Here is a 22,058-nt window from a genome sequence, read left to right as displayed (position 1 = left end):
CGTTCGTTGCCCAACGGCTATACCGAAGATTGCGGCGTCCCGCCATTTCCGTAGAACGGGGCCGCGCCGGTATCGAGTGTTTTGTGAAAATTTTACGTGGATTTGCAGGCGGGGGCCTGACCCCGGCATCCTGCCTCAGGAACAATTAAGCGGTCGTTAACGAACAGCGGCAAATTACCTGCCGGGCGGCTGCGGTGGACTGGCGCAGGCTGTGAATAACGCAGAACTCTGTTCGCAGCCGAATTATCCTTTTATGATCGCCCCCTTTTCGTCATTCCCGTCCGCAAGAATCAGGGCAGCGATCCTCCCATGAAGTACCGTCCTCTCGGCGTCTCCGGCCTTTCCGTCAGCGAAATCTGCCTCGGCACCATGACCTGGGGTGAGCAGAACACCGAAGCTGAAGCCCACGCCCAGATGGATATGGCGGTCGAGCGCGGGATCAACTTCTTCGATGCGGCGGAAATGTATCCGGTTCCGCCCCGCGCGGAGACGCAGGGCCTGACCGAGCGTTATATCGGCAGCTGGTTCAAGAAGACCGGCAAGCGCGCCGACATCGTCATGGCGACGAAGATCATCGGCCCGGAAGCCAGCAACACCTGGGTGCGGGGCGGCAAGACCCGGTTTGACCGGGCGAACATCATCGCCGCAGTGGAGGACAATCTGCGCCGCCTGCAGACGGACTATATCGACCTCTATCAGCTGCACTGGCCCGACCGCCGCGCCAATTTCTTCGGCAAGCTTGGCTTCGAATATGATCCGGCCGAGCAGGCGACCCCGATCGAGGAAACCTTGCGGGCGCTGGAAGAGGTCGTGAAGGCGGGCAAGGTACGTTTCGTCGGCCTCAGCAACGAGACGCCCTGGGGTACCATGAGCTTCCTGCGTGAGGCCGAACGTCATGGCCTGCCGCGTGTCCAGTCGGTGCAAAACCCTTACAGCCTGCTTAACCGCAGCTACGAGATCGGTATGGCGGAGGTTTCCATCCGCGAGCAGTGCGGCCTGCTGGCCTATTCGCCGCTTGCTATGGGCGTTCTTTCCGGCAAGTTCGAGGGCGGGCGGGTTTTCCCGCCCAATACGCGCCTTGCCCTGTTCGAGCGTTTCCAGCGCTACCAGAAGCCGCTGGGCTGGAAAGCTTCGGAACATTATGTCTCGATCGCCCGCCGTCATGGGCTCGATCCGGCGCAGATGGCGCTGGCCTTCGTGACCCGGCAGCCCTTCGTGACCGCCAACATCATCGGGGCGACGTCGCTTGAGCAGCTGAAGTCGAACATTGACAGCGCCGAACTCGTTTTGTCGGCGGACGTGCTGGCGGAAATCGAAGCGGTACATCGCGAAATCCCGAACCCCTGCCCCTGACGGAGGTGGGCTCCCGGGCGAGAGGTGCCAGGGGAAGATATGCTGAGGCTCTTTGTTGCCATCCGGTTCCCGGAGGTCGTGCGTGAGCGCCTGCGGCTCTTGCAGGGCGGGATAGAGGGTGTTGCCTGGACGCGGCCGGAGAACCTGCATCTGACCCTGCGCTTCATCGGCGAGGTGGAGGAGCCGGTGGCGGCAGATATCGATGCAGCGCTCGCCGGCATTGCGGAGCCGGGCTTTGATCTGGGCCTGTCCGGGGTTGGCATTTTCGGTACGGTGGAACGCCCGCGGGTGCTTTGGGCAGGGGTGGAGGGTTCGGCGGCGCTGATGCACCTGCAAGCGAAGGTGGAGCGAGCCGTCATGGCGGCAGGGCTGGAGCCAGAACGGCAGCGCTATACGCCGCATGTCACGCTCGGCCGTCCGGCAGCCAGCCGCGGGCGGCGCCCGGGCGGGCGGCTTGCACAATGGCTGGAGCAGGCAGGCGGTTTCAGGGTGCCGGATATTCCGGTGGGGAGTTTCGCCCTGATGCGCAGCCAGCGGGGCAGCACCGGGCCAGACTATCAGCCGCTGGCCGATTATCCGCTCGGTGCGCCGGGCTGAACCAGGCGGGGCCGGCAGGTGCCAGGGCAGGGGAGGAAGGATGCGTCTTCATCACGTGATCATCCCGGTGGCCGTAGTGGCCTGGCCGGCGCTGCGACGCGATATGGAAGCGGCAGGGTTCGATGCACTGGCCCGGCTCTCGCGCCTGCCGGGCGGCGGGCTGCGGGCGGGGATCGGGGCTTCGCATATCGATTTCGTTCCGCACGACACTTCTGCCGATCATCCTGTCGAGCTTCATGTGGCGATGGCCGAGGGGTTTGAAGAGGCGCGCCGGGGGCTTGCGGACGGTGGCCGGTTGCCGGCGGTGCAGCAACCGGTGGTCCGCCGCTTCATGGGATTGCTGAGCCGTCCGGAGCCATGGAAAACCGTAAGGACGCCGCCGCTGCCTGGCAGTAGCGTCTCGGTCCGCCCGCTCCAGGAGCATGATGCCCGCCGGATGAAGGGCAGGGGTAGTGCCGGCAACGCAGAGCGCACAGCCTCAATTGCCAGCGCCACCGTCACCATATCGGATTTGGCCGCCGGATTTCTGCAACTGCGCCGCATTTTCGGCGCTGGTCTGGAAGTAAGCGGCCGGCGGCTTGAGGTGCGGATGGAAGATGGCGCGCTGGCCTTCCTGCCGGAGCCGGTGGCGCCGGATGCCGGATTGCTGCTGCGCATCGAGACGAGCGACACGCGCCTCAGCGGAACCCATCTGCTCGCCGGGCCGGTTTTTATCGAGATCGTGCCGGCCTGAGGCCCGATCCGCCGCTTTTCAGGAGCGGTATTTGCCCAGCAGGCGCCGTAACTGGTGGTACCCCAGCTTCAGCGCCTCGGCGGCGCGCTGCTGGCTGCCGCCGCTTTGTTCCATTGCCCGATCGAGAAGCCCGCGCTCGAAGTCGGCAACCGCACCGGCAAAGCCCTGCTCAGGCAGGCGAAGCGATGTTTCATCTGGCCGGGGGACTGCCTGAAGCGCAGTGCCAGGGCGCCAGGGGCTGTCAAACGGGTCGAAACGCAGCATCTCCAGCGGTTCGTCCTGCGGCCCGGTCAGATAGAGGGCCCGCTCCACGACATTGCGCAGCTCGCGCACATTGCCGGGCCAGGGATGGTTCAGGAGAGCCTGCTCGGCAGCGGCTGAAAAGCCGGCAAACAGGTCATGGCCGAGCGTCTTGGCCATGCTGAGGCCAAAAGCCTCGGCGAGCAGCAGAATGTCGGCCGGCCGGGCACGCAGGGGTGGAACCGTAACCACGTCGAAGGAAAGCCGGTCGAGCAGGTCGGCGCGAAACTTTCCTTCCGCTGCGAGCGCCGGCAAATCCACGTTGGTGGCGGCGATGATACGCACGTCGACATGAAGCGGGGCTTCTCCGCCCAGCCGCTCCATTTCGCCATACTCGACCACGCGCAGAATCTGCTCCTGCACGCGCTGTGAAGCCGTGGCGATCTCGTCGAGAAAAAGCGTGCCGCCATGGGCTCTTTCGAACCGCCCCTTGTGGCGGCTGCGCGCACCGGTGAAGGCTCCGGCCTCATGGCCGAAAAGTTCGCTCTCCAGCAGGTTTTCCGGCAGGGCGGCGCAGTTCAGCTTGATGAAGGGCATATCCCAGCGGCGCGAGAGAAAATGCAGCCGCGCGGCAATCAGCTCCTTGCCGGTGCCACGCTCGCCGATGACGAGCGCCGGGCGTTCCAGCGGCGCGAGGCGCGAGACCTGCTCCAGCATCTGCAGGAAGGCCGGGTCTGTCCCCAGGAGTTGGGGCGGTTCGGGCGAGGTGGCGAAATCGAGATTCGTCATGTGGCGATTTTAGTCTGTATTAGCGATTATCGCTATCGATTTTAGTTTTGGAAATTTTATCGAATTTTATAATGCCTTGAATTTCAAGGAAATCTTCTGTGGCACGCCTCTTGCCATCCTTACCTCAAACGCAGAGATGCCGCCGGGGCAAGGAGGAGAAAATGAGCGGTGATGAGGGATGGCGGTCGCGCTTCTGGCAGCGCGGGGAAAAGAGCGAGGACGAGCGGGAATGGCCGACGCTCCTTGGTTATTTCTCGCGGCTGGCGGTGATCGACTGGCTGTTGCTGTTTGCCGCGGCTCTGGCCGGCGGAGTGTTGCTTTAGCGCGTTTCAGGGGCAGGGGACCGAAAGGTCCGCGAAGCCCGCGGGTGTAATGGCGGAGCCGGCGGCAAGAGCCACCGGTCCGATGAGCAGGAGTGAGTGAGAACCATGGGTATCTTTTCGCGGCTGACCGATATCGTGAATGCCAACATCAATTCGCTGCTGGACCGGGCCGAGGATCCTGAAAAGATGATCCGGCTGATGATCCAGGAGATGGAAGATACGGTCGTCGAGGTGCGTTCGGCTGCCGTTCGGGCCATTGCGGACCGCAAGGAAATCGTGCGCCGGCTGGGCCAGCTGGAAGACGCGCAGCGCGACTGGGCGGCAAAGGCGGAATTTGCAGTTTCCAAAGGGCGGGACGATCTGGCACGTGGCGCCCTGATGGCCCGGCGCAAGCTGGCGGAAAGCGGCGAAGTGCTGGGCACCGAGCTGGCCGCCGCCGAAGAGGCGCTGGGCAAGCATGATGCCGATCTCGCCCGCCTGCAGGCCAAGCTTGAGGAAGCCAAGGCCAAGCAGAAGGCGCTCGCCATCCGCATGCAGACCGCGCAGAAGCGGGTGCAGATCAAGCGCACGTTGCATGACGGGCGTATTGACGAAGCGCTCGCCCGTTACGATCTGCTGCATCGTCGTATCGACGAACTGGAAGGCGAGGCGGAGGCCTTCGAGATGGGCAAGGGCCGCTCGCTCGAGCAGGAATTTGCCGATCTGCAGGCCCAGAGCGGGCTGGATGACGAGCTGGACGCCCTCAAGCGCAAGGTGTCGGGAAAAGACGATACCGGTGCAAACGGGCAATGAGAAAGCGCCGGGTGACTGTTACCATCGCCGGTAACATCACCATGACCGGCCCCGGCCAATCACCTGCAAGGCAGGCCAGGGCCGGGGCGCGCAAAAGCCGATGAAACGGGGCAGGGGACCATGCACTTCGATCTCAACGATCTTCTTCACTTCCTGTTTGTGCCCCTCATCCTGTGGCTCATCTTTCACTATGTGACCGTGTGGAAGCAGCAGAAGCGCGCTGCCCGTATCGAGGAGAGTGCGCTTGCCGACATGTGGACGCTGGCCCACCGGCTGGAACAGCGTGTCGCCACACTGGAGAAGCTGCTCGACGCCGAGGCGCCGGGCTGGAGAGGCAGATCGTCATGACCCGAGAGGAAAGAAGGCCCGGCCGGGGCGGCTTCGGGCGTCATTACGGGCGGGGCTGGGGGCCGTTCTGCGGTTTTGGTCCCCACCGCCAGGGTGGTCCGCGCAGCTGGCTGCGCGGCCTGTTGCCGGAGGACCTGCGGCGCGACACGCTGCGGGGCATGATGACCGGTGTTTGCGCCGGTATCTCCCGCTACACCGGCATCAGCCTTCGCCTTGTGCGGCTGGCGACGGTCATCGGCTTCTTCGTCAACGCCCCGCTTACCGTCATTGCCTATGTTGCCGCGACCTGGATCATTCCGCGCGACAGCTGGCGTCTGCCGGGTGATGAGGCGGAAGGCGTGGAAGGCGGCCCGGAAGATATCGCCGGTGAGGATGCCCCCTATGCCGCGGCGCGAGCCGCTGCCCATGCCGAAGCGGCCGAGCGCTGGAACGAGCGGGCCGAACAGATGCGCGAGCGTGCAGACGAAGCGCGAGGCCGTCGTCGCGGACGGCGGGAACGTCGCCAGGAGGAGCGGGAAGCACGCCAAAGTGCCGATGCAAACGTCGGTACGGGGCCGGGCGCCGGCAGGGACCTGCCACCGGAGCTGAGTTTTGCCACTCTGAGAGCGAAATTCCGCGACCTTGAGGAGCGGGCCGGCCACATGGAGGACAGTGTGACCAGCGGCGAGGCGGAGTTGCGGCGCGAATTTGGCCGCATGCAGACGCCCGATAGTGGCGAGGACGGAAAAGCCGCCTCATAAGGCTTTTCATACCGGGACGGCGTGCTATTCTCCCGCGCGCCGTCCCCGTAGCTCAGTAGGATAGAGCGTCGGATTCCTAATCCGAAGGCCACAGGTTCGAATCCTGTCGGGGACACCAGCCCCCGGGACCCGTATTTTTGGGCAACAATATCAGGCTCGCTGCTGCCCGTTGCCGGGGCGCATTCACCGGATATCAATCTTTGATCGTTACCGCTGGGCGCATGCCATGTTATGTGCGCCCGGGCGCGGCGGTCGCGAAACGGTTAATGTGTTCAAAAGGTTCAGCCTCTTGTCCCAGCAGCAGGTTCCCGTCATTGATTTTCTTGGCCTGCCGATAAGCGACATCGGCACCCAGGAAGCAGCGATGCTCGTTGCCGGGCGTGATGCCTCGGCCCCCCTTGCCTATGTCGTAACCCCCAATGCCCAGCACATGGTGCGCCTTGCCCGCGGTGACGGTGCCTGGCGCAGCGCCTATTCGCGCGCCTGGCTGGTACTGGCCGACGGGCGGGTGGTGCAGCGTTTTGCGCGCTGGGTTCTCGGTGCCCGGTTGCCGCACGCCTCCGGCAGCGATCTGACCCACACGCTGCTGACCCACTATATCCAGCCTGATGACAGCGTGACCGTCATTGGCGGTGGAGAGCGGCTGGAAAAGGCGCTCACGGAAAAGTTCGGCCTTCGCGGCCTTGCCCTTTACGACCCGCCCTTCGGGTTCATCCGCGATCCCAAGGCGGTTGCCGCCTGTGTGGATTTCATCGCCCGGCACCCGGCCCGCTACATCTTCCTTGCCGTCGGCTCTCCGCAGTCGGAGATCCTTGCCCGCATGCTGACGGAACGGGAGGGCGTCACTGGAGTTGCCATGTGTATCGGCGGCTCGCTCCTGTTCTCGACGGGTCTTGTTCGCCGGGCGCCTAAATGGGTGCAGCAGGCCGGCCTTGAAGGCCTCTTCCGGCTGCTTCAGCGGCCGAAATCCCACTTCAAGCGTGTGTTCGTGGAATCCATGCCGATCCTCGGCATCATTCTCGCCGCGCGCATCGGCAAGGCCCGCATTCTGCCGGCTGCCGGCGACGCCGCGGCGAACAGCGACAACCATCCCCGGGGCCAGTAAACATGCCTGACTTTCGCAAGGCGATCCGTACGTTGCAGAACTACTTCCCGGGGCTGGAAGGTCTGAAGAACGATTTTTACTATTACAGCCGCAAATATCTGCGCATTCCTCACGAGCGCGAGTTTGCAGTGCTCAAATTGCTGCCGCGCCTTGAGAATGACCTCTATCTCGATGTCGGCGGCAATCACGGCCAGAGCATCCTGTCCATGCGCATCTTCCGCCAGGACATGAAGATCATCTCCTTCGAGCCGAACCCTTATCTGTATGACGAGATTGTGCGGCGTTTCGGCAAGGATCCCCGGCTTGAGGTGCGCAATTATGGCCTCGCCCAGCAGGAGGCGACGCTGCCGCTGTTCACGCCGAGCTACCGGGGTTTCGTCTATGACGGCATTTCCACCTTCTCGCGGGAAAATGCCGAGAATTACCTCAGTGACCGGACGCTCTATTTCTTCAACGAGAAACACCGCAGCGTCAGTGAAATGAGCTGCCACCTGAAACGTCTCGACGAGCTCGATCTTGCGCCGACCTTCATGAAGATCGACGTGGAAGGTTTTGAGTATGACGTGCTGATGGGCGGGCTGGAGACGGTACGCCGGCATGAGCCCGTAATCATGATCGAGAAATTCTGGGGTGATGAGCGGGTGCCGAAGCTTCTTGGCGAACTCGGATATCAGGAAGTGGCGCTGGAGAACGGGCAATTCCGCCCCCAGGTAACCCGGAACCTCAACGCGATCATGATGACCCCGCGCCGCATGGCGCTTTGTTCTGCCGACGGGGCTGCCGCCGGATAAGACGAGCGGTTATGATCTCTTCACAAACTTCGACCATTGCCGTTCGCACGGTCCTGCGGACGGCAGGGCGCGGTGTGTTGAGGAACCGGGGCGGATGAAAATACAGGGCCAGGTACGGTCGGATCAGCTGCGCCGCGGGCGGGTTCGGGTGTTTGGTGGGAGCCACGCCGGGCGGGTGCGCGACATAACCCCCTCTGCTGATCCTAGCGGAGCCAGGACGGGCGCCGCAGTGCGACAGGCCGGAAGCTCGCTGCTTGTCGGCTTTATCCTGATGCTGCCGCTCTTCGGCGAGTTCTTCCACTACATGGTGGATGCCGGGCCCTTCTATTACCTCTCCAAAGCCTGGCCGTTCCTGACCCTGCCGCTGGCGGTCTATGCGCTGGTGGCGCTGCGCACACCCCACCACAATCTCTACATTGCCTGTCTGATCTATGTGCTGGCGATCACGCCGGCACTCTCCATCTACTGGCTGGGGAACGGCTTCGTGGATGCCATGGGCACCACGATCAAGGTCTGGCCGCTCTGCTATTATTTCAGCATGCTGGCGGTGCTGGCCTTCCTGAAGCCCTCTCCGGCACTGCTGAGGCAGGCACTGCTCATCCTGGGGCTCGTCAGCCTTGCCGTGCTGTGGGGGCTGTGGATCATCGTGCCGCGCAGCCACTATGCGATGGATCCGACGGTCAGCAAGCTCTTCCTGTTCGAGTATGAGCGCGGCTATCGCATCTATCTGCCGGAAACTTTCACCATCATCCTTGTCTTCTACTGTACCCACCGGATGCTGCAGCGCCCGGCGATGTGGCATCTGCTGCTGGCGCCGTTCGGCATCATCAGCATGCTGATGATCTACAAGCAGCGGCTTGCCATTGCAGCAACCGTGCTGATGGTGGGCTGGATCGTGCTGATCAATCTGCCCAAGGCGCTGCGCACCGTCGCTCTGGCGCTTGCCGGCGTCGGTGCCGTCGGCGGCGCCATCCTGCTGATGCACCATTCCCAGGGCGTTTCGAACTCGCTTGGTGCCTCGCTCTCCATCCGCCAGACATCGATGCGGCTGCTGACGGAATTTCTGCTGGATGAGCCGGTGCGCTGGATCTTCGGTGCCGGCGGTACCACCCGCTTTGGCTCCGTCACCATGGCAGACATCATTGGTCGCAAGGATTTTTACCTCGCTGACCTCGGCTGGGCGGGCGTGTTGTTCGAATATGGTGTTTTTGGCGGCCTGCTGCTGCTGCTGCTTTATGTCACCGCCATCCGCCAGCCGCTGCGGCTCAAGGTGCCGGAGAGTGTGGAGACAGAAGAGGCGCTCAGGCAGACGGCGCTCTATGGCGCGCTGCATGCCTATGGCATTTACCTTCTGGTGGTAACGGCGGTCTACTCGCCGGTCTTCACGCCCGGCGAGATGTCCATGGTGACGGCGCTCCTGCTGTATCTCAACCGGCGCTGGTGGCGCCCCGGCCGTTAGCGCAGCTTGTGCAGCAGGGCCGAAAGCCGGCGGTAAAGTGCCGGATTGTCCTTGACCAGCGGGTGATTGCGCACGCGGTTGACGAGTGTGCGCCGCCCCAGGATCAGCACCTCGCTGCCGAACATGGTGACCTCGCCGAGGCGCAGTTCCGGAAAGGCTTCGGCAAGTGCGCCGCGATAGCGGGCGGCAGCCGAGGGGCTTTTGCAGAAGTAGGTCTTGTTCGGACTGATGGCGAAGGGGCGAAGCTGGCGGCCGGGCTCGAGCACGAAACGGAAGGCGCCGGCAGCAACAGCGGGCCAGCGCTCCTGATAGACGTCGTCCAGCACCAGCACGCCGTCATCAAGCAGCAACTCTTCGCCAAGGCGCATGTCGTTGTGGGTGATCTCCTCGGTGTGGCCGCCATCCACGCTCATCAGGCGCAGCGGGCCGGTTGCCACGGCAAGGTCTGCGGCGGTGACTGAACAGGAATCCTGCGCAAAGACGCTGACGCGGCGCTCGTCGCCCCCCACCCTGGCAAGGTTCGCCATGAAGATACCCCGGTCACCAAGGCCGGAGGCATCGATATTGAACTGCTGGTCTTCGAATACGTCGAGGGCGAAGGAGCGCTCATCCTCCTGCAGCGAGAGGTAGAGCAGCAGGAAGAGCTTGCCGTGATGAATGCCGATTTCGCCGACGCCGCCCTTGAGGCCCGCCGTGATCTGCTGGCCGGCGATATGGGTGACAACCTCTGCGCTCTCCGGCGCCAGCCAGCCGGAGACGGACCGCGCCAGTTTGCGATGGTAGTGCTCCATGCGCTTGAGGGTGGCATCGAGGGCAGGGGAGACCGGGGGCATGGGGTGGCTCGCGGCTGGAGGGCTGGGTTAGTTGCTGGTGTTCTGGTCTGCGCTCTTCGAGTAGCTGAAGCTGCGCTGGAACGGCACGATCTTGTTAATGAACTGGTCGACCCAGAGGCCGGCTTCGGCAACGCGGGTGCGCGGCACATAGAGGATGTCACTGGGCACGATACGCACATCGCCCGGTGCGCGCCCTTCCAGCAGGCCGCGCACATCCAGCAGGCGCAGCATCGCCCGGTCATCCGGGCCACGGCGGATCAGGATCACTTCGTTGATCTTGCCGGTATCGAGTGCGCCGCCGGCCAATTGCAGGGCGGCAATCGGGTCCATGGGGCCGAGAATGCGGTAGGGGCCGGGATCATGCACTTCGCCACCGATATAGATCTTGGCGGAAACCGGATCGACCACTTCCAGCGTGATGCGCGGATCGCGCAGGAAACGTTCGGATTTTTTCTCAAGCTCAGCGGCCGCATCGATCGGTTTCATGCCCGCCACCTCCACCTCGCCGGCGGAGGGCACGGTAATCATGCCATCCGGCCTGACCAGAGCGTCCTGGTTCAGTTCGGGCGTGCGGATGAAGAGCAGCTTCAGCTTGTCGCCTTCACCGATGTGATAGGGTGGCTCGTAATTCTGCCACGGGGCAAAGCGGGCGGAGAGCGGGGCTTCTTCCGGTGTGGGCCCCCGGGCGCCGACGGGTTCGATGTGCTGGCCGGTTTCGCAGCCGGCGAGCAGGGCGGCGAGGCCAAGCGCTGCGGCCATCAGGGGCCGGCGCAATGCGGGGCGAGCGGGAGAGCCTTTTAAAGCCATCGGTAGATCGCCTTGGGTACGTGGAACTGGCGCCCGGTTACGACGGCGCCGAAGAGGTCGCCGCCGGCACCCAGGATCTGGCCGCACAGATGTTCGACCACAGGGATGCGCGTATGTTCGGCGCGCAGCACAAGGATGGAACCATCGACGACCGAGGCAAGCCTGAGCCCGACCAGACTGTCGCGCGCTGCCGGGGCGTCAATCAGGATCATGTCATAATCGTCGCCAAGCGCATTGAAGAGAGTGCTGAAGGCATCGCCGTTGGCGCGCAGCCAGTTCACCTCACCGGCGGACGCTCCGACACTGACATGCAGCCCCGGCACCGGCGTGGAGGCGATATTGATGCTGCTGTTCCGGTGCGGCTTGGCGTCAGTGCTGTTGAAACGTTCGGCATGGTCGTTGCCGTCACCCACCAGATCGAGCAGCAGCGTGCGTTGGCTTTGGCCCTGAGCAAGCTCGATGGCGAGCGCGGCGGCGAAAACAGAGCGTTGTTCGGCGCGCCCGGAGGAGATGACCTGAACTTTCTCGCTACGGGCGGCCTGCTTGCGGGTAAAGGCGAGCTGGCCGGCGAGATAGATGATCTGGGCCTGGGCGCTGGAGCTGTCGAAGCGGTCGCCTTCGTTGAAGGTGGCGAGCAGAGGCAGCTTGAGGTCGCGGCCCACTTCTTCAGGCAGCAGCAGGATGCGCCGGTTCCAGGCCGCCATCAGCGTCAGCGCGCCGGCAGCCATGAAGCCGCCTACCAGCACGGCAAGGGCCAGGTTGGTCCGGCTGCTGATGCCGCGCAGGGAGGCGTCGGCCTTGTCGATGACCTGGATATTATCGGTCTGCGAGGCGGTGGAGGCCTCCTCAAGCCGGGCGGCTTCGGCCTTCTGGTTGGTTTCCTTGTAAAGCTGCTCGACGATGGTCTGCGAGCGCTGGAGTTCGCCGATGGCGCGCTCGGCATCGCGCAGTTCGTCCACCCGCTTGCGGGCCTCGGTTTCCTGCCGGTCCAGCTCGGTCAGCGAACTTTCCACCGCGGCCGCCTCGGTTTTGAGCTGGCTCAGATGATTGTTCATGATGTCGAGCGTCGGGTTGCGGACCTCGCGCGTCGTCGGCAACTGACTCTGGTTTTCCTTGCGCAGGTCGTCCAGCAGCTTGATCTGGCGGTTGACCTCGGCAAGCCGTGGGAAATCGGCCGTGTAATTGTGGCTCAGATTATCCTGCTCGAGATGCAGCTTAGCCAGGAGGTCGGCAGCCTCGTCGGTAGAGACGTGGCTGCCGGTTTCGGTGAAGTCGAAGATCGTTGGTTTGAGCTGGCCGATGATTTCCTGTGTCGTGCTGGTCTCGGCGGCGATTTCCTTCTGGCGCTGGGTCTGTTGCTGCTGGCGCTGCTCGAGCGTGTCGACCTGATTGAGTGCCAGCAGGACCTCCTGCTTGATGTCGAGCACGTTGTATTTTCTGCGCGCGGCCTCCAGCTTGTCCTCGATCTCCTTGAGCTGGTCGGCGTAGGCGCTGGCCCTTTCCCGCAGGAAGGGCGAATGCAGGCTGCGATAAAGCGCCGAACGGCGCTTCAGGTACCCTTCGACCAGCGTATCGGTTGCTTCCAGTGCCAGCTCCCGGTTTTCGTGCGTGAAGGTCACGACGATGATGTTGGAGCCGGGGGGGACGTTGACGCTTAGCCACTTCTCGGCAAAGTCGACCGCTGCCTCCAGCCGCTCCTCTGGCGGGCGGGGCGGGATGAGGCCGAAGAGGCGGCGTTTGGCAATCTCCGGATCGATCACTTCCGGGCCGATCTGCTCCACCATCGCGCGCACGACGGCGCGGTCCCTCAGAAATTCGGCTTCGGACTGCGTGGCGCTTCCGGCGTCGATCGAGAGAAGCGATGTGAGCCCGCCCAGCGCCTGTGCCTCACTGCTGTCGCGGCCGGTCAGAACAAGCAGCTGGGCCTTGGCCAGAAAACGAACGGGTGTAACAGCCCACACCCCTGCTGCCGCAGCCAGGGCGAGCAGGATTACGGAGACGATGATGCGCTTGTGGTAAAAGGCGACGACAACGAGATCGCGTAGCGTTCCTGCTACGCGATGTGGGGCAATCGGCTCGGCCGGCGTCTGTTCTCCCATCAACGACAAAAGCTTATCGCCTCCGCGATCTTCCGGAGGCGGCGATGGTCTGGCCGGGCCTGATGGTCTGGTACCCGAAAATGGGCAGCTGCATTCGGTCTTAACCGTCGATCTGGGCGGGTGAGGTTGGTGGCACTCTACACGAGCGTTCGCGGGCTGAAATCTAATTCTGCATATTTAGCAAACCGTTAATGGAGGTAGTTAACGTTCGGCGTAAATTTTTTCGAATAATCCCATATGTTCACTGAGTGTTAATCCATCGGCCATAAACAATACAGGCATCAAGATTAACCTGGTAGTGTGAATGGGCGCCGGAAAGGTCCGACCGTCGGCAGTGGAATCTCCTGAGGGTGTCGTGTCGCGTGGAACCACCGGGCGTGGTTCCGTGCTGCGCCATGCCCTGGGTGGATTTGCCGTGCGCGGGCTCGAGGTCGGCTGCAAATTCCTGCTCTACATGCTGGCGGCCCATCTGCTTGGCAAGGCGGAGAGCGGCTTTCTGTTTCTGGCCATGACCTGGGGACATCTGGCGGCCACCTGCAGCCGGCTGGGGGTGGAAAAGGCCCTGACGCGGCTGGTTGCCGCAGAACTTGCTATCGGCCAGGGCCTCAAGGCGCGCCATCTGGCCATCCGCGGGGCCCTTGTGGTGCTTGCGGCCGGGCTGGTACTCGGCGGGGCAACGATGGTTGCGGCCCCCCTTGCTGCCGATCTTCTGTTTCATGATGCAGCAGCCGGCCCGGCCTTGCGCATGAGCGGTCTCGTCATTCCGGGAATGGCACTCGCTTTCACCATCACAGGCATCATGACGGGGCTGGGGCGCACGGTAAGCGCCCAGTTGCTGCAAAATGTCTTCTGGCCGGCGGGGCTTCTGGCCGGTCTGCTGATGGGGCAGCGAGAGGCCGAAGGGCTGATTGCCACACTTGCCGTCACCATGCTGCTGACTGTTGCCTGCGGTCTCGCCGCCCTGCTGGCGGACCGCCGCAGCCTTGCGGCGGACGAACCGCTTCCGCCGGATGCCGGGCTGCTGCCGGGAATGCGGGCGACGGCGGCGCCGCTCTATGTCGTCGAACTGGTTCAAGTCTCCATCGCCTCTTTACCCGTTCTGATCCTTGGCATGTTTGCCGATGCCGGCGCGGTCAGTATTTTTTCAGTGGCCTCGCGTGCCTCGATGCTGGTGCTTGTCGTGCTCATCAGCCTTGGCACCATGGCGGCTCCGCGGTACGCCGGATTGCACCGCAAACGGCTCACGGATGATCTGAAGGCTCTCAACCATCGTATCCAGCTTGCCGGCGCAGTGATCGGCGGCGGTCTCAGCCTCATTCTGGCCGTTGCCGCCTTTCCCCTACTCTCGTTGCTGGGGCAGGGGTTTGCCGATGGTTCTTTGGTATTAGTCGTTATGGCATCTGGGCAGATGGTGAACGCCCTCTACAGTGGGCAGGATGTGCTCCTGGCAATGACCGGGCATGGACCGGCCCTGCGCCTGCTCAACATCGTCCAGTTCAGCGTCATCTCGTTGCTGGGCCTTGTGCTGATCCCGGTCTTTGGCGCCATGGGCGCGGCCATCGCCACGGCCGTGTGCACGGCGCAGGGCGGAATTGGCACGGCGGCTGTGGCACGGCTGCTGGTGCCTGAGGCCGCCCCGTTCCTCGCCCCCTCTATGCCGCTGAAGCTGCGTTCCTATTTTACAGGTTAATGCCCGATGCCCGATCCGGTTGAATTCGCCCGCAGCACGGCTGCGCTGGAGCAGATGATGCGCCAGCGCTCGCTTCTGTCGCATGGCCTGATCAACAACGCCGTCAAGCTTGGCGACATTCTCTGCCTGTGTGCGGCAGGGATCGTTGCCAGTACGGCGCCGACATCGGTAACCCTGCTTCAGTCGCTGCTGATTTCGCTGGTGGCGCTTTATCCGTTTCGCACCGTCAGCGGCAATCGCCGGGTCTACCGCTGGGACCATTATCAGTCGCTGGCACGGGAACTGGCAGACCTGCTGATCGGACTGGTTGCGGCCAGTCTTGTTGCCTGGCTTTTCCTGCGGGTGTTTCACGATGGCACAGTGACGACACCCTGGCTGACGCATTGGAGCGTGACGGCCCTTCTGTGCACCGGTGCGCTGCGTCTCAGCATCCGGCTTCTTGTCCGCGTCATGCAGGCCCGCAAGGTGCTGACCCACCGCGTTGCGATCATCGGCGCTTCGGACGAAGGCGAGGCCGTCGTGCGCCTGCTGCAGAGCGACCGGCTGAGTGGCAATGCCTATGAAATCGTCGGCATTTTCGATGACCGGGCAGCACGGCGCCAGCAGAACCTCAATGGCATTGAGGTGACGCAGGGTATTGATGCGCTGATCGAATTCTCCCGCCGGAACCGCGTTGACGTGATCGTCGTCGCGCTGCCGCTGCTGGCGCGCGAGCGGATTGCCTCAATGTTGCAAAAGTTGAATTCAATTCCGGCAGATATTCTACTATTGATGGAGATGAACTGGCTGAATGTGAAGGAGGTAAAACTGCGCGATGTCGACGGTTATTCCTTCCTGCAGGTGGCCCGGCGTCCGCTGGTGGGCTCGCGCGCCCTCATCAAGGTGATCGAGGATTATATCGTCGCGACCATCGGCGTGATCCTGACCTCGCCGATCATGATTGCCACGGCCGTTGCCCTCAAATTTGAAGGCGGCGGGCCCGTCCTCTTCCGGCAGCGGCGCATCGGCTTCAACAATCGCGAATTCGATATCTTCAAATTCCGCTCGATGCGCATCGACCCTTACGACGATGGCGCGCGCGGAACGAGTGAGGATGACCCGCGTATCACGCGGGTAGGCCGGTTTATCCGCAAGTACAGCATCGATGAGTTGCCGCAGCTCTTCAACGTGCTGCGCGGAGAGATGTCGGTTGTCGGCCCGCGCGCACATGTGCCCAACATGCTGGTTGGCAATCAGGTCTATTACGAGGCTGTGGTGGAATATACCGCCCGGCACCGGGTGAAGCCGGGCATAACCGGCCTTGCCCAGATCAGCGGCATGCGTGGCGGCATCCATACGGAGGAACGCGCCCGGCGCAGCGTTGAACTGGATCTGGACTATATTTCCAGCTGGTCACCCTGGCTCGACATCGTGATTATGGCGCGCACGCTGTTCGCGGGCCTTTGGGGGCGCAACGTCTTTTAGTGAAGGGGCAGGCATAATGGGTTGGGGCCGGGTTGTTTGTTGCGCGGTGGCCTGCCTTTCCTGTCTGCTGCTCATTCCTCAACCCGCGCGGGCGGCGAATGCGCTGCCGCCGGGGCCGTTGCTGATGGCCTATTTCGGCAGCTGGGCGGAACAACCGGCCGAAATTCCGCAGGCAACGCGGATTGCCGCTCTCCCTTCCTATCTGGACATCGTCGTGCTGGGCTTCGCCCGGCCCGATGCGCAGTTTGATCCGCTGAGGCCGGATGATCTTTCATTGACGGGCTTGCAGGCACCCTATGGCGGGCGGGTACTGGCAGGGGCCGTAGCGGCGCTGCACGAGCGCCATCCGTCAATGCGGGTGCTGCTGGCTATCGGCGGGTCCGCCTACGCCTCCCTTTGGGATCGTTATAATCCGTCGGCCATCGCCGGCCTCGTCAAAGCCCTGGGGCTGGATGGCGTTGATCTTGATTATGAGCCGGCCTGGCCGGGCTGCGAACCGGCGGAGATTGCCGGCGCGCCGTCGGTCCGCTGCCAGAGCGATGCCCGCTGGAGCGACCTTGTGGTTCGCACCAGGGCCGTGTTGCCCCGCCCTGCGCTGCTGACCGTGCCGGGATGGAGCATTGGCGCCTATGGCGCCGGGACCTTTGCCGCCGACCAGCCCGCCGGTCGTTATACCGGTTCCATGCTCTGGCTTGGACGGGAGCCTGCTGCCCGGGAAATCGACCTTGTCTCGGTCATGGCCTATGAAGCCGGGCCGAATTTCGATCCGGAGCGGGCACTGGCCGCTTACAGGGCGGTCTGGCAAGGACCGCTCCTGCTGGGGGCGATGGTACCGCCCGATGGCAGCGGCGGGCTTGAATATACCCTGCCCGTCCTCAGCCACTATGCCGGCAGCCAGCGCGGAGAACGGCTTGGAGGGGTGATGCTCTATTCCATTGAGCAGGCGCCGCCGGGCAGCCCGTCGCCAGCACGGCCCGATGGTGAAACTGCCGCAGCAGCGATCTGCCGGGGGCTCGGGCACTCCGGCTGTTAGGCCAGAGTGCGTGCCTAGCCCGCGGTCCGCAGTTTGGCCAGAACCTGACCATCGCGGCCCATGATCTGCAGCGCCGGTCCGTCGATGCGGTAACTGGCACTATCGCCAAGGGCGTGCAGGAAATCGCGCTCCAGGGTGCCCGATTTTGCCGGGCAGTTGACCCCCGTTGAAACCAGGGCGGTGATCCGCAGCGTCTCGTAATCCATATCTGCCGCACCGGAATAACGATTGCAGCCGGAGATGCCGGCGATGGTCCGGTCGATATAGAAGCTGAGCGTCATATTGATGCTGTCAGGCACCGGGGCGCCAGAGAGCTCGGTCACGATCCAGTCGCTGTCCAGCAGCGGCACCAGCGGTCCTTCCGGCCCCGCAGCGGGGGGCTCCTTCTCGCTGCCGTCGCTTGCCGCATCGCCCGTTTCAACAGGGGTGGGACCGGCCTTGTCCGGTGTAGTCGGGGCTCTATCTTGCGGGCCAATGCCAGTGCCGCCCTGGGGGGGCACGTAGACCTGGGGCGTGGCACAAGCCGCAAGGGCAAGCGCCAGAAAGCTGAAGGCTGCCGGGACGAGCTTTGACGGCAGCCGTATCATGAGGCGCGCTGCAGCCGGGCAAGGATATTGCCCCCGGCATCACGCAGTGTCAGCGACGGCCCGCTGCGTGTATAAGCTGCCGTCTGCTGGAAGACATCGAGCACGGCGTTTTCCGTCGACTGATGAGCGCCGACGCAGGCCATGCGCGTCAGGGCCAGCACGCCAAAATGCAGTTCACCCGGTTTGCTGTTGGCCGTCCCGGTAAAACGATTGCAGCCCGTGCTGCCCGAAATCTGTTCTGCCCCGTCCGCCGGCTGGTGAAAGGCAAGTGCAGCCGTCACCCCGGCGGGCAGCGGCCGGTGCATGATTTCCACGAAAGTCCAGGAACTGTTGGCGAGGGGCGACGTGGCTGGCGAAGGGGCCGGGACTGGTGGCGCCGGACGGGCGGCGGGTGCCGGAGGGGCTGCGCTGTCCGTAACGGCGGGCAGCGGCCGGTCTTCCGGCGTGCCGCCTGCACAGGCAGCGAGCAGACCGGCAGCAAGCAGGGTTGCCGTCAGCGGCAGAAGGCGAAATCCGGGAACGAGCCCCGATGTTGCACTGTACCGGCTCAACGCGGGCCGACCTCGCAAGATGTGGCTATGGAACGGATGTGATATGGCAGGAGAGGCCATTCGCCAAGATCAATCGGATAGACCGCAGATGACAGCGACCATGATGGCGGTGAGGATAGCGGACCGCCAGCGGAGTATTGTGAGATGATTTTCGTGACCCACCGGATCCGTCTTGAGGACGACGAGATCGAGGAGAGCTTCGTGCGCTCTTCCGGCCCTGGCGGGCAGAATGTCAACAAGGTCTCAACCGCGGTGCAGTTGCGTTTCGACGTCGCCAACTCACCCTCTTTGCCGGAAGATGTACGGGAAAGGCTTGTCAAACTGGCAGGGAGGCGGCTGACGCAGGAGGGGGTGCTGATCATCATCGCCCAAAATCATCGCACGCAGGAGCGCAACCGGCAGGAAGCACGGGACCGGCTCGTTGAACTCATCAGGCAGGCCGCCGTGCGCCCCCAGCTGCGCCGGGCGACCCGTCCGACGCTGGGCTCCAAACAGCGGCGGCTCGAGGGAAAAAGCAAACGTTCCGCAACCAAGGCCATGCGTTCAACGAAGCCAGGTTTTGATTAAAGCAATTTTTTAGTGTTAAATAAGAAGCGAATTTTACCGTCAGTGTGTGTTTTTTCATTGTGAGCCGAATGGTGGGTTGTTAAATCATGATCAATCACCCGGTCTCTTCAGTGAAAGTGTCTTCCGGAAATGTCCGTCATCGATAAGAAGCTTACGCACCTCGCCCTTCTGGAGGCCGAGAGCATTCACATCCTGCGCGAGGTGGCGGCGCAGTTCGAGCGGCCGGTCATGCTTTATTCCATCGGCAAGGACAGCGCCGTGCTGCTGCATCTGCTGATGAAGGCCTTTTATCCCTCCAAGCCGCCTTTCCCGCTGCTGCATGTCGACACGACCTGGAAGTTCCGGGAGATGATTGCCTTCCGCGATCAGCGCGCGAAGGATCTCGGCATCGATCTGCTGGTCCATATCAACCAGGATGGCGTGGAGCGCGGCATCGGCCCGTTTACGCACGGGGCGACGGTCCATACCGATGTGATGAAGACGCAGGCGCTCAAGCAGGCTCTCGACAAATATGGCTTCGATGCCGCCATCGGCGGGGCGCGGCGCGACGAGGAAAAGTCGCGGGCCAAGGAGCGTGTTTTTTCCTTCCGCTCGGCCGCTCATCGCTGGGACCCCAAGATGCAGCGCCCGGAGCTGTGGAACGTCTACAACGGCCGTATCAACAAGGGAGAGAGCATCCGCGTCTTCCCGCTCTCCAACTGGACCGAACTCGACATCTGGCAGTACATCATGCAGGAGAATATTCCCGTGGTGCCGCTGTACTTTGCCAAGCCGCGCCCGGTTGTGGAACGTGACGGCGCGCTCATCATGGTGGATGATGAACGCATGCCGCTGAAGCCGGGTGAGGCTCCGCAGATGCGTACGGTGCGTTTCCGTACCCTCGGCTGCTATCCGCTGACGGGGGCCGTTGAGAGCGAAGCGGAAACCCTGCCCGAGATCGTGCGCGAGATGCTGCTGGCACGTACCTCTGAACGGCAAGGCCGCGTGATCGACCATGATCAGTCGGCCTCGATGGAAAAGAAGAAGCAGGAAGGCTATTTCTGATGCCCGATATTGCCGGCAACGACATGAAGCTCCCGCCCGCGGAAGACTTCGAGGCCTATCTGCACCGCAACGAGAACAAGGATCTCCTGCGCTTCATCACCTGCGGCAGCGTGGATGATGGCAAGTCGACCCTTATCGGCCGCCTGCTCTATGACAGCCGGCAGCTGTTCGACGACCAGCTCTCGGCGCTGGAGAAGGACAGCACCCACTCCGGCTCGGTGAGCGATGGCGGGCTCGACTTCTCGCTGCTGGTGGACGGTCTTGCCGCCGAGCGCGAACAGGGCATCACCATTGACGTGGCCTACCGCTTCTTCGCCACCGACAAGCGCAAGTTCATCGTTGCCGATACGCCGGGCCATGAGCAGTACACGCGCAACATGGCGACCGGAGCGTCTACCGCCGACCTCGCCGTTCTGCTGATCGACGCCCGCAAGGGGGTGCTGGAGCAGACGCGCCGGCACAGCTTCATCGTCTCCTTGATGGGCATCCGTGACGTCGTGCTGGCCATCAACAAGATGGATCTGGTCGATTTCGACCAGAAGGTTTTCGACACCATCGTTGCCGACTATCGCCAGTTCGCGCAGGGGCTGGGCATCCGCCATGTGACGGCCATCCCCATGTCCGCCCGCAACGGCGATAACATCACCGGCGCCAGTGAAAACACGCCCTGGTACAAGGGCGAGGCGCTGCTGCCCTTCCTGGAGACGGTTCGTATCGAGCGGCCGGAAGACAGCCTTGGCCTGCGTTTTCCCGTGCAATGGGTGAACCGCCCCAATCTCGATTTCCGCGGGTATTCGGGCACCATTGCTGCCGGTCTGGTGCGCAAGGGGGATACGGTTACCGTGCTGCCGGGTGGTCGCACCAGCCAGGTCACCAGCATTGTCACCCAGGATGGCGAACTGGAAGTCGCCGGGGCCGGTGAGGCCGTTACCCTGACGCTTGCCCACGAGATCGATGTCAGCCGCGGCAGCGTGATTGCTTCCGGGGCGGTCCCGGTTGTTGCCGAACAGGCAGCCGCCCATATCTTGTGGATGGCGCCTGAACCCATGTTGCCGGGCCGGTTTTATGAACTGCGCCTCCACAGCCAGTCGGCGGGTGTGCAGATCTCCGAGATCAAGCACAAGATCAACGTCAATTCGCTGGAGAAGCTGGCGGCCAAGAGGCTGGAGCTCAACGAGCTTGGTGTCTGCAATCTGACGCTCGACCGGCCGCTGGTCTTCGACCCCTATTCCCAGAACCGGATGATGGGCGGCTTCATCATCGTGGACCGGCTGACCAACGCCACGGTCGGCTGCGGGACGCTGGACTTCGCCCTGCGCCGTGACGCCAACGTGCATTGGCAGCAGCTGGAAGTCGACAAGCAGCAGCGCGCCGCCATCAAGGGCCAGAAACCGGCGATGCTCTGGTTCACCGGTCTTTCTGGCGCCGGCAAGTCCACTGTCGCCAGCCTTGTGGAAAAGAAGCTCTTCAGCCTCGGGCGCCATGCCTATGTGCTGGATGGCGATAATATCCGCCATGGCCTCAGCCGCGATCTCGGCTTCACCGACGAAGACCGGGTGGAGAATATCCGCCGGGCGGCAGAAGCCGCGCGCCTCTTCGTTGACGCCGGCATGATCGTGCTGGTGAGCTTCATCTCGCCGTTCCGCAGCGAGCGGCAGATGGCCCGGGGACTGGTGGCGCCGGGCGAGTTCGTCGAGGTTTATGTAAGCACACCGCAGAGCGAGTGCGAAAAGCGCGACCCGAAAGGGCTTTATGCCAAGGCGCGCGCCGGCGATCTGCCCCACTTCACCGGGCTCGATTCCAAGTACGAGCCGCCGGAAAATGCGGAAATCGTGCTCGATACCTGTGCCAAGGACCCGGAAACATTGTCGAATGAGGTGATTGCCTATTTGCGCGAGCAGGGCATCATCTAACTCTCCGGGACCGAACTCCTGCACCGCGGCGGCTTTCGTAGGGAAGCCGCCGCTTTGTTTTGAACGCCGTTGCCCCCGGGGCACAGACTGCCCGCAATCGCAGGGCGCCGTGAAGCGCGCCACCATTGGCCGCTTACTTTGGCGTTATAGTCCCACCCCTTTTACCGGCAGCCGGGGGGCGCCGGCCGGAGAGTTGGGGA

At 63.2% G+C, this 22,058-nt stretch carries 22 protein-coding genes and 1 tRNA gene; 17 read left to right on the top strand and 6 right to left on the bottom strand.

Features of this window, described 5'->3' with window-relative positions:
• Positions 1 to 309: 309 nt before the first annotated feature.
• The 3 genes from QTL98_RS16835 to QTL98_RS16825 are packed head-to-tail and all read left to right on the top strand — an operon-like array spanning position 310 to position 2,683.
• Positions 310 to 1,353, top strand: a complete 1,044-nt coding sequence (locus QTL98_RS16835) for an NADP(H)-dependent aldo-keto reductase (RefSeq protein ID WP_445679622.1) — start codon at positions 310 to 312, stop codon at positions 1,351 to 1,353.
• A gap of 39 nt (positions 1,354 to 1,392) precedes the next feature.
• Complete coding sequence (gene thpR / locus QTL98_RS16830) at positions 1,393 to 1,950, top strand: RNA 2',3'-cyclic phosphodiesterase (protein WP_445679621.1); 558 nt, start codon at positions 1,393 to 1,395, stop codon at positions 1,948 to 1,950.
• A 40-nt stretch (positions 1,951 to 1,990) separates the two neighbouring features.
• The gene (locus QTL98_RS16825) at positions 1,991 to 2,683 is read left to right on the top strand and encodes a hypothetical protein (protein WP_445679620.1); all 693 of its coding nucleotides are present in this window, start codon (positions 1,991 to 1,993) and stop codon (positions 2,681 to 2,683) included.
• 18 nt (positions 2,684 to 2,701) lie between these two features.
• Here the strand turns inward: QTL98_RS16825 and pspF are convergent, their stop codons facing one another.
• Entirely contained in the window at positions 2,702 to 3,712 is a 1,011-nt protein-coding gene (gene pspF, locus QTL98_RS16820) for a phage shock protein operon transcriptional activator (protein ID WP_445679619.1), read from the bottom strand.
• A gap of 161 nt (positions 3,713 to 3,873) precedes the next feature.
• On the opposite strand from pspF, the gene QTL98_RS16815 reads away from it, so the two are divergent.
• From QTL98_RS16815 to QTL98_RS16780, 8 genes are all read left to right on the top strand, one after another.
• Positions 3,874 to 4,035 carry a hypothetical protein gene (locus tag QTL98_RS16815; protein ID WP_445679618.1) on the top strand — a complete coding sequence of 54 codons (162 nt, stop codon included), beginning with the start codon at positions 3,874 to 3,876 and terminating at the stop codon, positions 4,033 to 4,035.
• A 105-nt stretch (positions 4,036 to 4,140) separates the two neighbouring features.
• Complete coding sequence (gene pspA, locus QTL98_RS16810) at positions 4,141 to 4,827, top strand: phage shock protein PspA (protein ID WP_445679617.1); 687 nt, start codon at positions 4,141 to 4,143, stop codon at positions 4,825 to 4,827.
• A gap of 120 nt (positions 4,828 to 4,947) precedes the next feature.
• Complete coding sequence (gene pspB, locus QTL98_RS16805) at positions 4,948 to 5,175, top strand: envelope stress response membrane protein PspB (protein WP_445679616.1); 228 nt, start codon at positions 4,948 to 4,950, stop codon at positions 5,173 to 5,175.
• Positions 5,172 to 5,915, top strand: a complete 744-nt coding sequence (locus QTL98_RS16800) for a PspC domain-containing protein (RefSeq protein ID WP_445679615.1) — start codon at positions 5,172 to 5,174, stop codon at positions 5,913 to 5,915. Before pspB ends, QTL98_RS16800 begins: the two co-directional genes overlap by 4 nt.
• A gap of 41 nt (positions 5,916 to 5,956) precedes the next feature.
• A tRNA-Arg gene (locus QTL98_RS16795) sits at positions 5,957 to 6,033 on the top strand.
• Between the two features lie 171 nt (positions 6,034 to 6,204).
• Positions 6,205 to 7,020: a WecB/TagA/CpsF family glycosyltransferase gene (locus tag QTL98_RS16790; RefSeq protein ID WP_445679614.1), complete on the top strand. Its 816-nt coding sequence runs from the start codon at positions 6,205 to 6,207 to the stop codon at positions 7,018 to 7,020.
• A gap of 2 nt (positions 7,021 to 7,022) precedes the next feature.
• Complete coding sequence (locus tag QTL98_RS16785; RefSeq protein ID WP_445679613.1) at positions 7,023 to 7,811, top strand: FkbM family methyltransferase; 789 nt, start codon at positions 7,023 to 7,025, stop codon at positions 7,809 to 7,811.
• 229 nt (positions 7,812 to 8,040) lie between these two features.
• The gene (locus tag QTL98_RS16780; RefSeq protein ID WP_445679612.1) at positions 8,041 to 9,270 is read left to right on the top strand and encodes a hypothetical protein; all 1,230 of its coding nucleotides are present in this window, start codon (positions 8,041 to 8,043) and stop codon (positions 9,268 to 9,270) included.
• Here QTL98_RS16780 and QTL98_RS16775 read toward each other — a convergent pair.
• Genes QTL98_RS16775 through QTL98_RS16765 form a run of 3 tightly spaced genes read right to left on the bottom strand, consistent with a single transcriptional unit; the run spans position 9,267 to position 13,009 of the window.
• On the bottom strand, positions 9,267 to 10,103 hold the full coding sequence (locus QTL98_RS16775; protein WP_445679611.1) for a class I SAM-dependent methyltransferase: 837 nt from the start codon (positions 10,101 to 10,103) through the stop codon (positions 9,267 to 9,269). The two genes, QTL98_RS16780 and QTL98_RS16775, sit on opposite strands and share 4 nt — an antisense overlap.
• A gap of 27 nt (positions 10,104 to 10,130) precedes the next feature.
• Entirely contained in the window at positions 10,131 to 10,910 is a 780-nt protein-coding gene (locus QTL98_RS16770; protein WP_445679610.1) for a polysaccharide biosynthesis/export family protein, read from the bottom strand.
• Positions 10,901 to 13,009, bottom strand: a complete 2,109-nt coding sequence (locus QTL98_RS16765; RefSeq protein ID WP_445679609.1) for a GumC family protein — start codon at positions 13,007 to 13,009, stop codon at positions 10,901 to 10,903. Before QTL98_RS16765 ends, QTL98_RS16770 begins: the two co-directional genes overlap by 10 nt.
• Before the next feature lie 355 nt (positions 13,010 to 13,364).
• Between QTL98_RS16765 and QTL98_RS16760 the strand changes: the two genes are divergently transcribed.
• From QTL98_RS16760 to QTL98_RS16750, 3 genes are all read left to right on the top strand, one after another.
• A complete protein-coding gene (locus QTL98_RS16760) occupies positions 13,365 to 14,699 on the top strand; it encodes a lipopolysaccharide biosynthesis protein (RefSeq protein ID WP_445679608.1) in 1,335 nt (444 codons plus the stop codon).
• Positions 14,700 to 14,705: 6 nt separating this feature from the next.
• Positions 14,706 to 16,163, top strand: a complete 1,458-nt coding sequence (locus tag QTL98_RS16755; protein WP_445679607.1) for an exopolysaccharide biosynthesis polyprenyl glycosylphosphotransferase — start codon at positions 14,706 to 14,708, stop codon at positions 16,161 to 16,163.
• Positions 16,164 to 16,287: 124 nt separating this feature from the next.
• Positions 16,288 to 17,196, top strand: coding sequence for a glycoside hydrolase family 18 protein (locus QTL98_RS16750; protein ID WP_445679606.1), 909 nt, complete (start codon positions 16,288 to 16,290; stop codon positions 17,194 to 17,196).
• Positions 17,197 to 17,210: 14 nt separating this feature from the next.
• On the opposite strand, the gene QTL98_RS16745 is transcribed toward QTL98_RS16750, so the two are convergent.
• Entirely contained in the window at positions 17,211 to 17,783 is a 573-nt protein-coding gene (locus tag QTL98_RS16745) for an META domain-containing protein (RefSeq protein WP_445679605.1), read from the bottom strand.
• A complete protein-coding gene (locus QTL98_RS16740) occupies positions 17,780 to 18,334 on the bottom strand; it encodes an META domain-containing protein (protein ID WP_445679604.1) in 555 nt (184 codons plus the stop codon). Before QTL98_RS16740 ends, QTL98_RS16745 begins: the two co-directional genes overlap by 4 nt.
• A gap of 144 nt (positions 18,335 to 18,478) precedes the next feature.
• Between QTL98_RS16740 and arfB the strand changes: the two genes are divergently transcribed.
• The 3 genes from arfB (at position 18,479) to cysN (ending at position 21,858) form a co-directional block, all read left to right on the top strand.
• A complete protein-coding gene (gene arfB / locus QTL98_RS16735) occupies positions 18,479 to 18,901 on the top strand; it encodes an alternative ribosome rescue aminoacyl-tRNA hydrolase ArfB (protein ID WP_445679603.1) in 423 nt (140 codons plus the stop codon).
• Positions 18,902 to 19,030: 129 nt separating this feature from the next.
• Positions 19,031 to 19,945: a sulfate adenylyltransferase subunit CysD gene (cysD, locus tag QTL98_RS16730; protein ID WP_445679602.1), complete on the top strand. Its 915-nt coding sequence runs from the start codon at positions 19,031 to 19,033 to the stop codon at positions 19,943 to 19,945.
• Complete coding sequence (cysN, locus tag QTL98_RS16725; protein WP_445679601.1) at positions 19,945 to 21,858, top strand: sulfate adenylyltransferase subunit CysN; 1,914 nt, start codon at positions 19,945 to 19,947, stop codon at positions 21,856 to 21,858. The genes cysD and cysN overlap by 1 nt, the downstream gene beginning before the upstream one ends.
• Positions 21,859 to 22,058 lie beyond the last annotated feature (200 nt).

The organism is Radicibacter daui (assembly GCA_030657355.1).
Taxonomy (GTDB): Bacteria; Pseudomonadota; Alphaproteobacteria; order Radicibacterales; family Radicibacteraceae; genus Radicibacter; species Radicibacter daui.
The sequence above is the reverse complement of the archived record's forward strand: the minus strand, read 5'-3'. Positions and strand labels throughout refer to the sequence as shown.

Bases quoted from the DNA above. Each gene is read 5' to 3' on its own strand.
- QTL98_RS16815 (WP_445679618.1), top strand. From the start codon at position 3,874: ATGAGCGGTGATGAGGGATGGCGGTCGCGCTTCTGGCAGCGCGGGGAA.
- QTL98_RS16765 (WP_445679609.1), bottom strand. From the start codon at position 13,009: ATGGGAGAACAGACGCCGGCCGAGCCGATTGCCCCACATCGCGTAGCA.
- cysD (WP_445679602.1), top strand. From the start codon at position 19,031: ATGTCCGTCATCGATAAGAAGCTTACGCACCTCGCCCTTCTGGAGGCC.
- arfB (WP_445679603.1), top strand. From the start codon at position 18,479: ATGATTTTCGTGACCCACCGGATCCGTCTTGAGGACGACGAGATCGAG.
- QTL98_RS16755 (WP_445679607.1), top strand. From the start codon at position 14,706: ATGCCCGATCCGGTTGAATTCGCCCGCAGCACGGCTGCGCTGGAGCAG.
- QTL98_RS16825 (WP_445679620.1), top strand. From the start codon at position 1,991: ATGCGTCTTCATCACGTGATCATCCCGGTGGCCGTAGTGGCCTGGCCG.
- QTL98_RS16770 (WP_445679610.1), bottom strand. From the start codon at position 10,910: ATGGCTTTAAAAGGCTCTCCCGCTCGCCCCGCATTGCGCCGGCCCCTG.
- QTL98_RS16745 (WP_445679605.1), bottom strand. From the start codon at position 17,783: ATGATACGGCTGCCGTCAAAGCTCGTCCCGGCAGCCTTCAGCTTTCTG.
- thpR (WP_445679621.1), top strand. From the start codon at position 1,393: ATGCTGAGGCTCTTTGTTGCCATCCGGTTCCCGGAGGTCGTGCGTGAG.
- pspF (WP_445679619.1), bottom strand. From the start codon at position 3,712: ATGACGAATCTCGATTTCGCCACCTCGCCCGAACCGCCCCAACTCCTG.
- cysN (WP_445679601.1), top strand. From the start codon at position 19,945: ATGCCCGATATTGCCGGCAACGACATGAAGCTCCCGCCCGCGGAAGAC.
- QTL98_RS16775 (WP_445679611.1), bottom strand. From the start codon at position 10,103: ATGCCCCCGGTCTCCCCTGCCCTCGATGCCACCCTCAAGCGCATGGAG.
- pspA (WP_445679617.1), top strand. From the start codon at position 4,141: ATGGGTATCTTTTCGCGGCTGACCGATATCGTGAATGCCAACATCAAT.
- QTL98_RS16785 (WP_445679613.1), top strand. From the start codon at position 7,023: ATGCCTGACTTTCGCAAGGCGATCCGTACGTTGCAGAACTACTTCCCG.
- QTL98_RS16800 (WP_445679615.1), top strand. From the start codon at position 5,172: ATGACCCGAGAGGAAAGAAGGCCCGGCCGGGGCGGCTTCGGGCGTCAT.
- QTL98_RS16835 (WP_445679622.1), top strand. From the start codon at position 310: ATGAAGTACCGTCCTCTCGGCGTCTCCGGCCTTTCCGTCAGCGAAATC.
- pspB (WP_445679616.1), top strand. From the start codon at position 4,948: ATGCACTTCGATCTCAACGATCTTCTTCACTTCCTGTTTGTGCCCCTC.
- QTL98_RS16750 (WP_445679606.1), top strand. From the start codon at position 16,288: ATGGCCTATTTCGGCAGCTGGGCGGAACAACCGGCCGAAATTCCGCAG.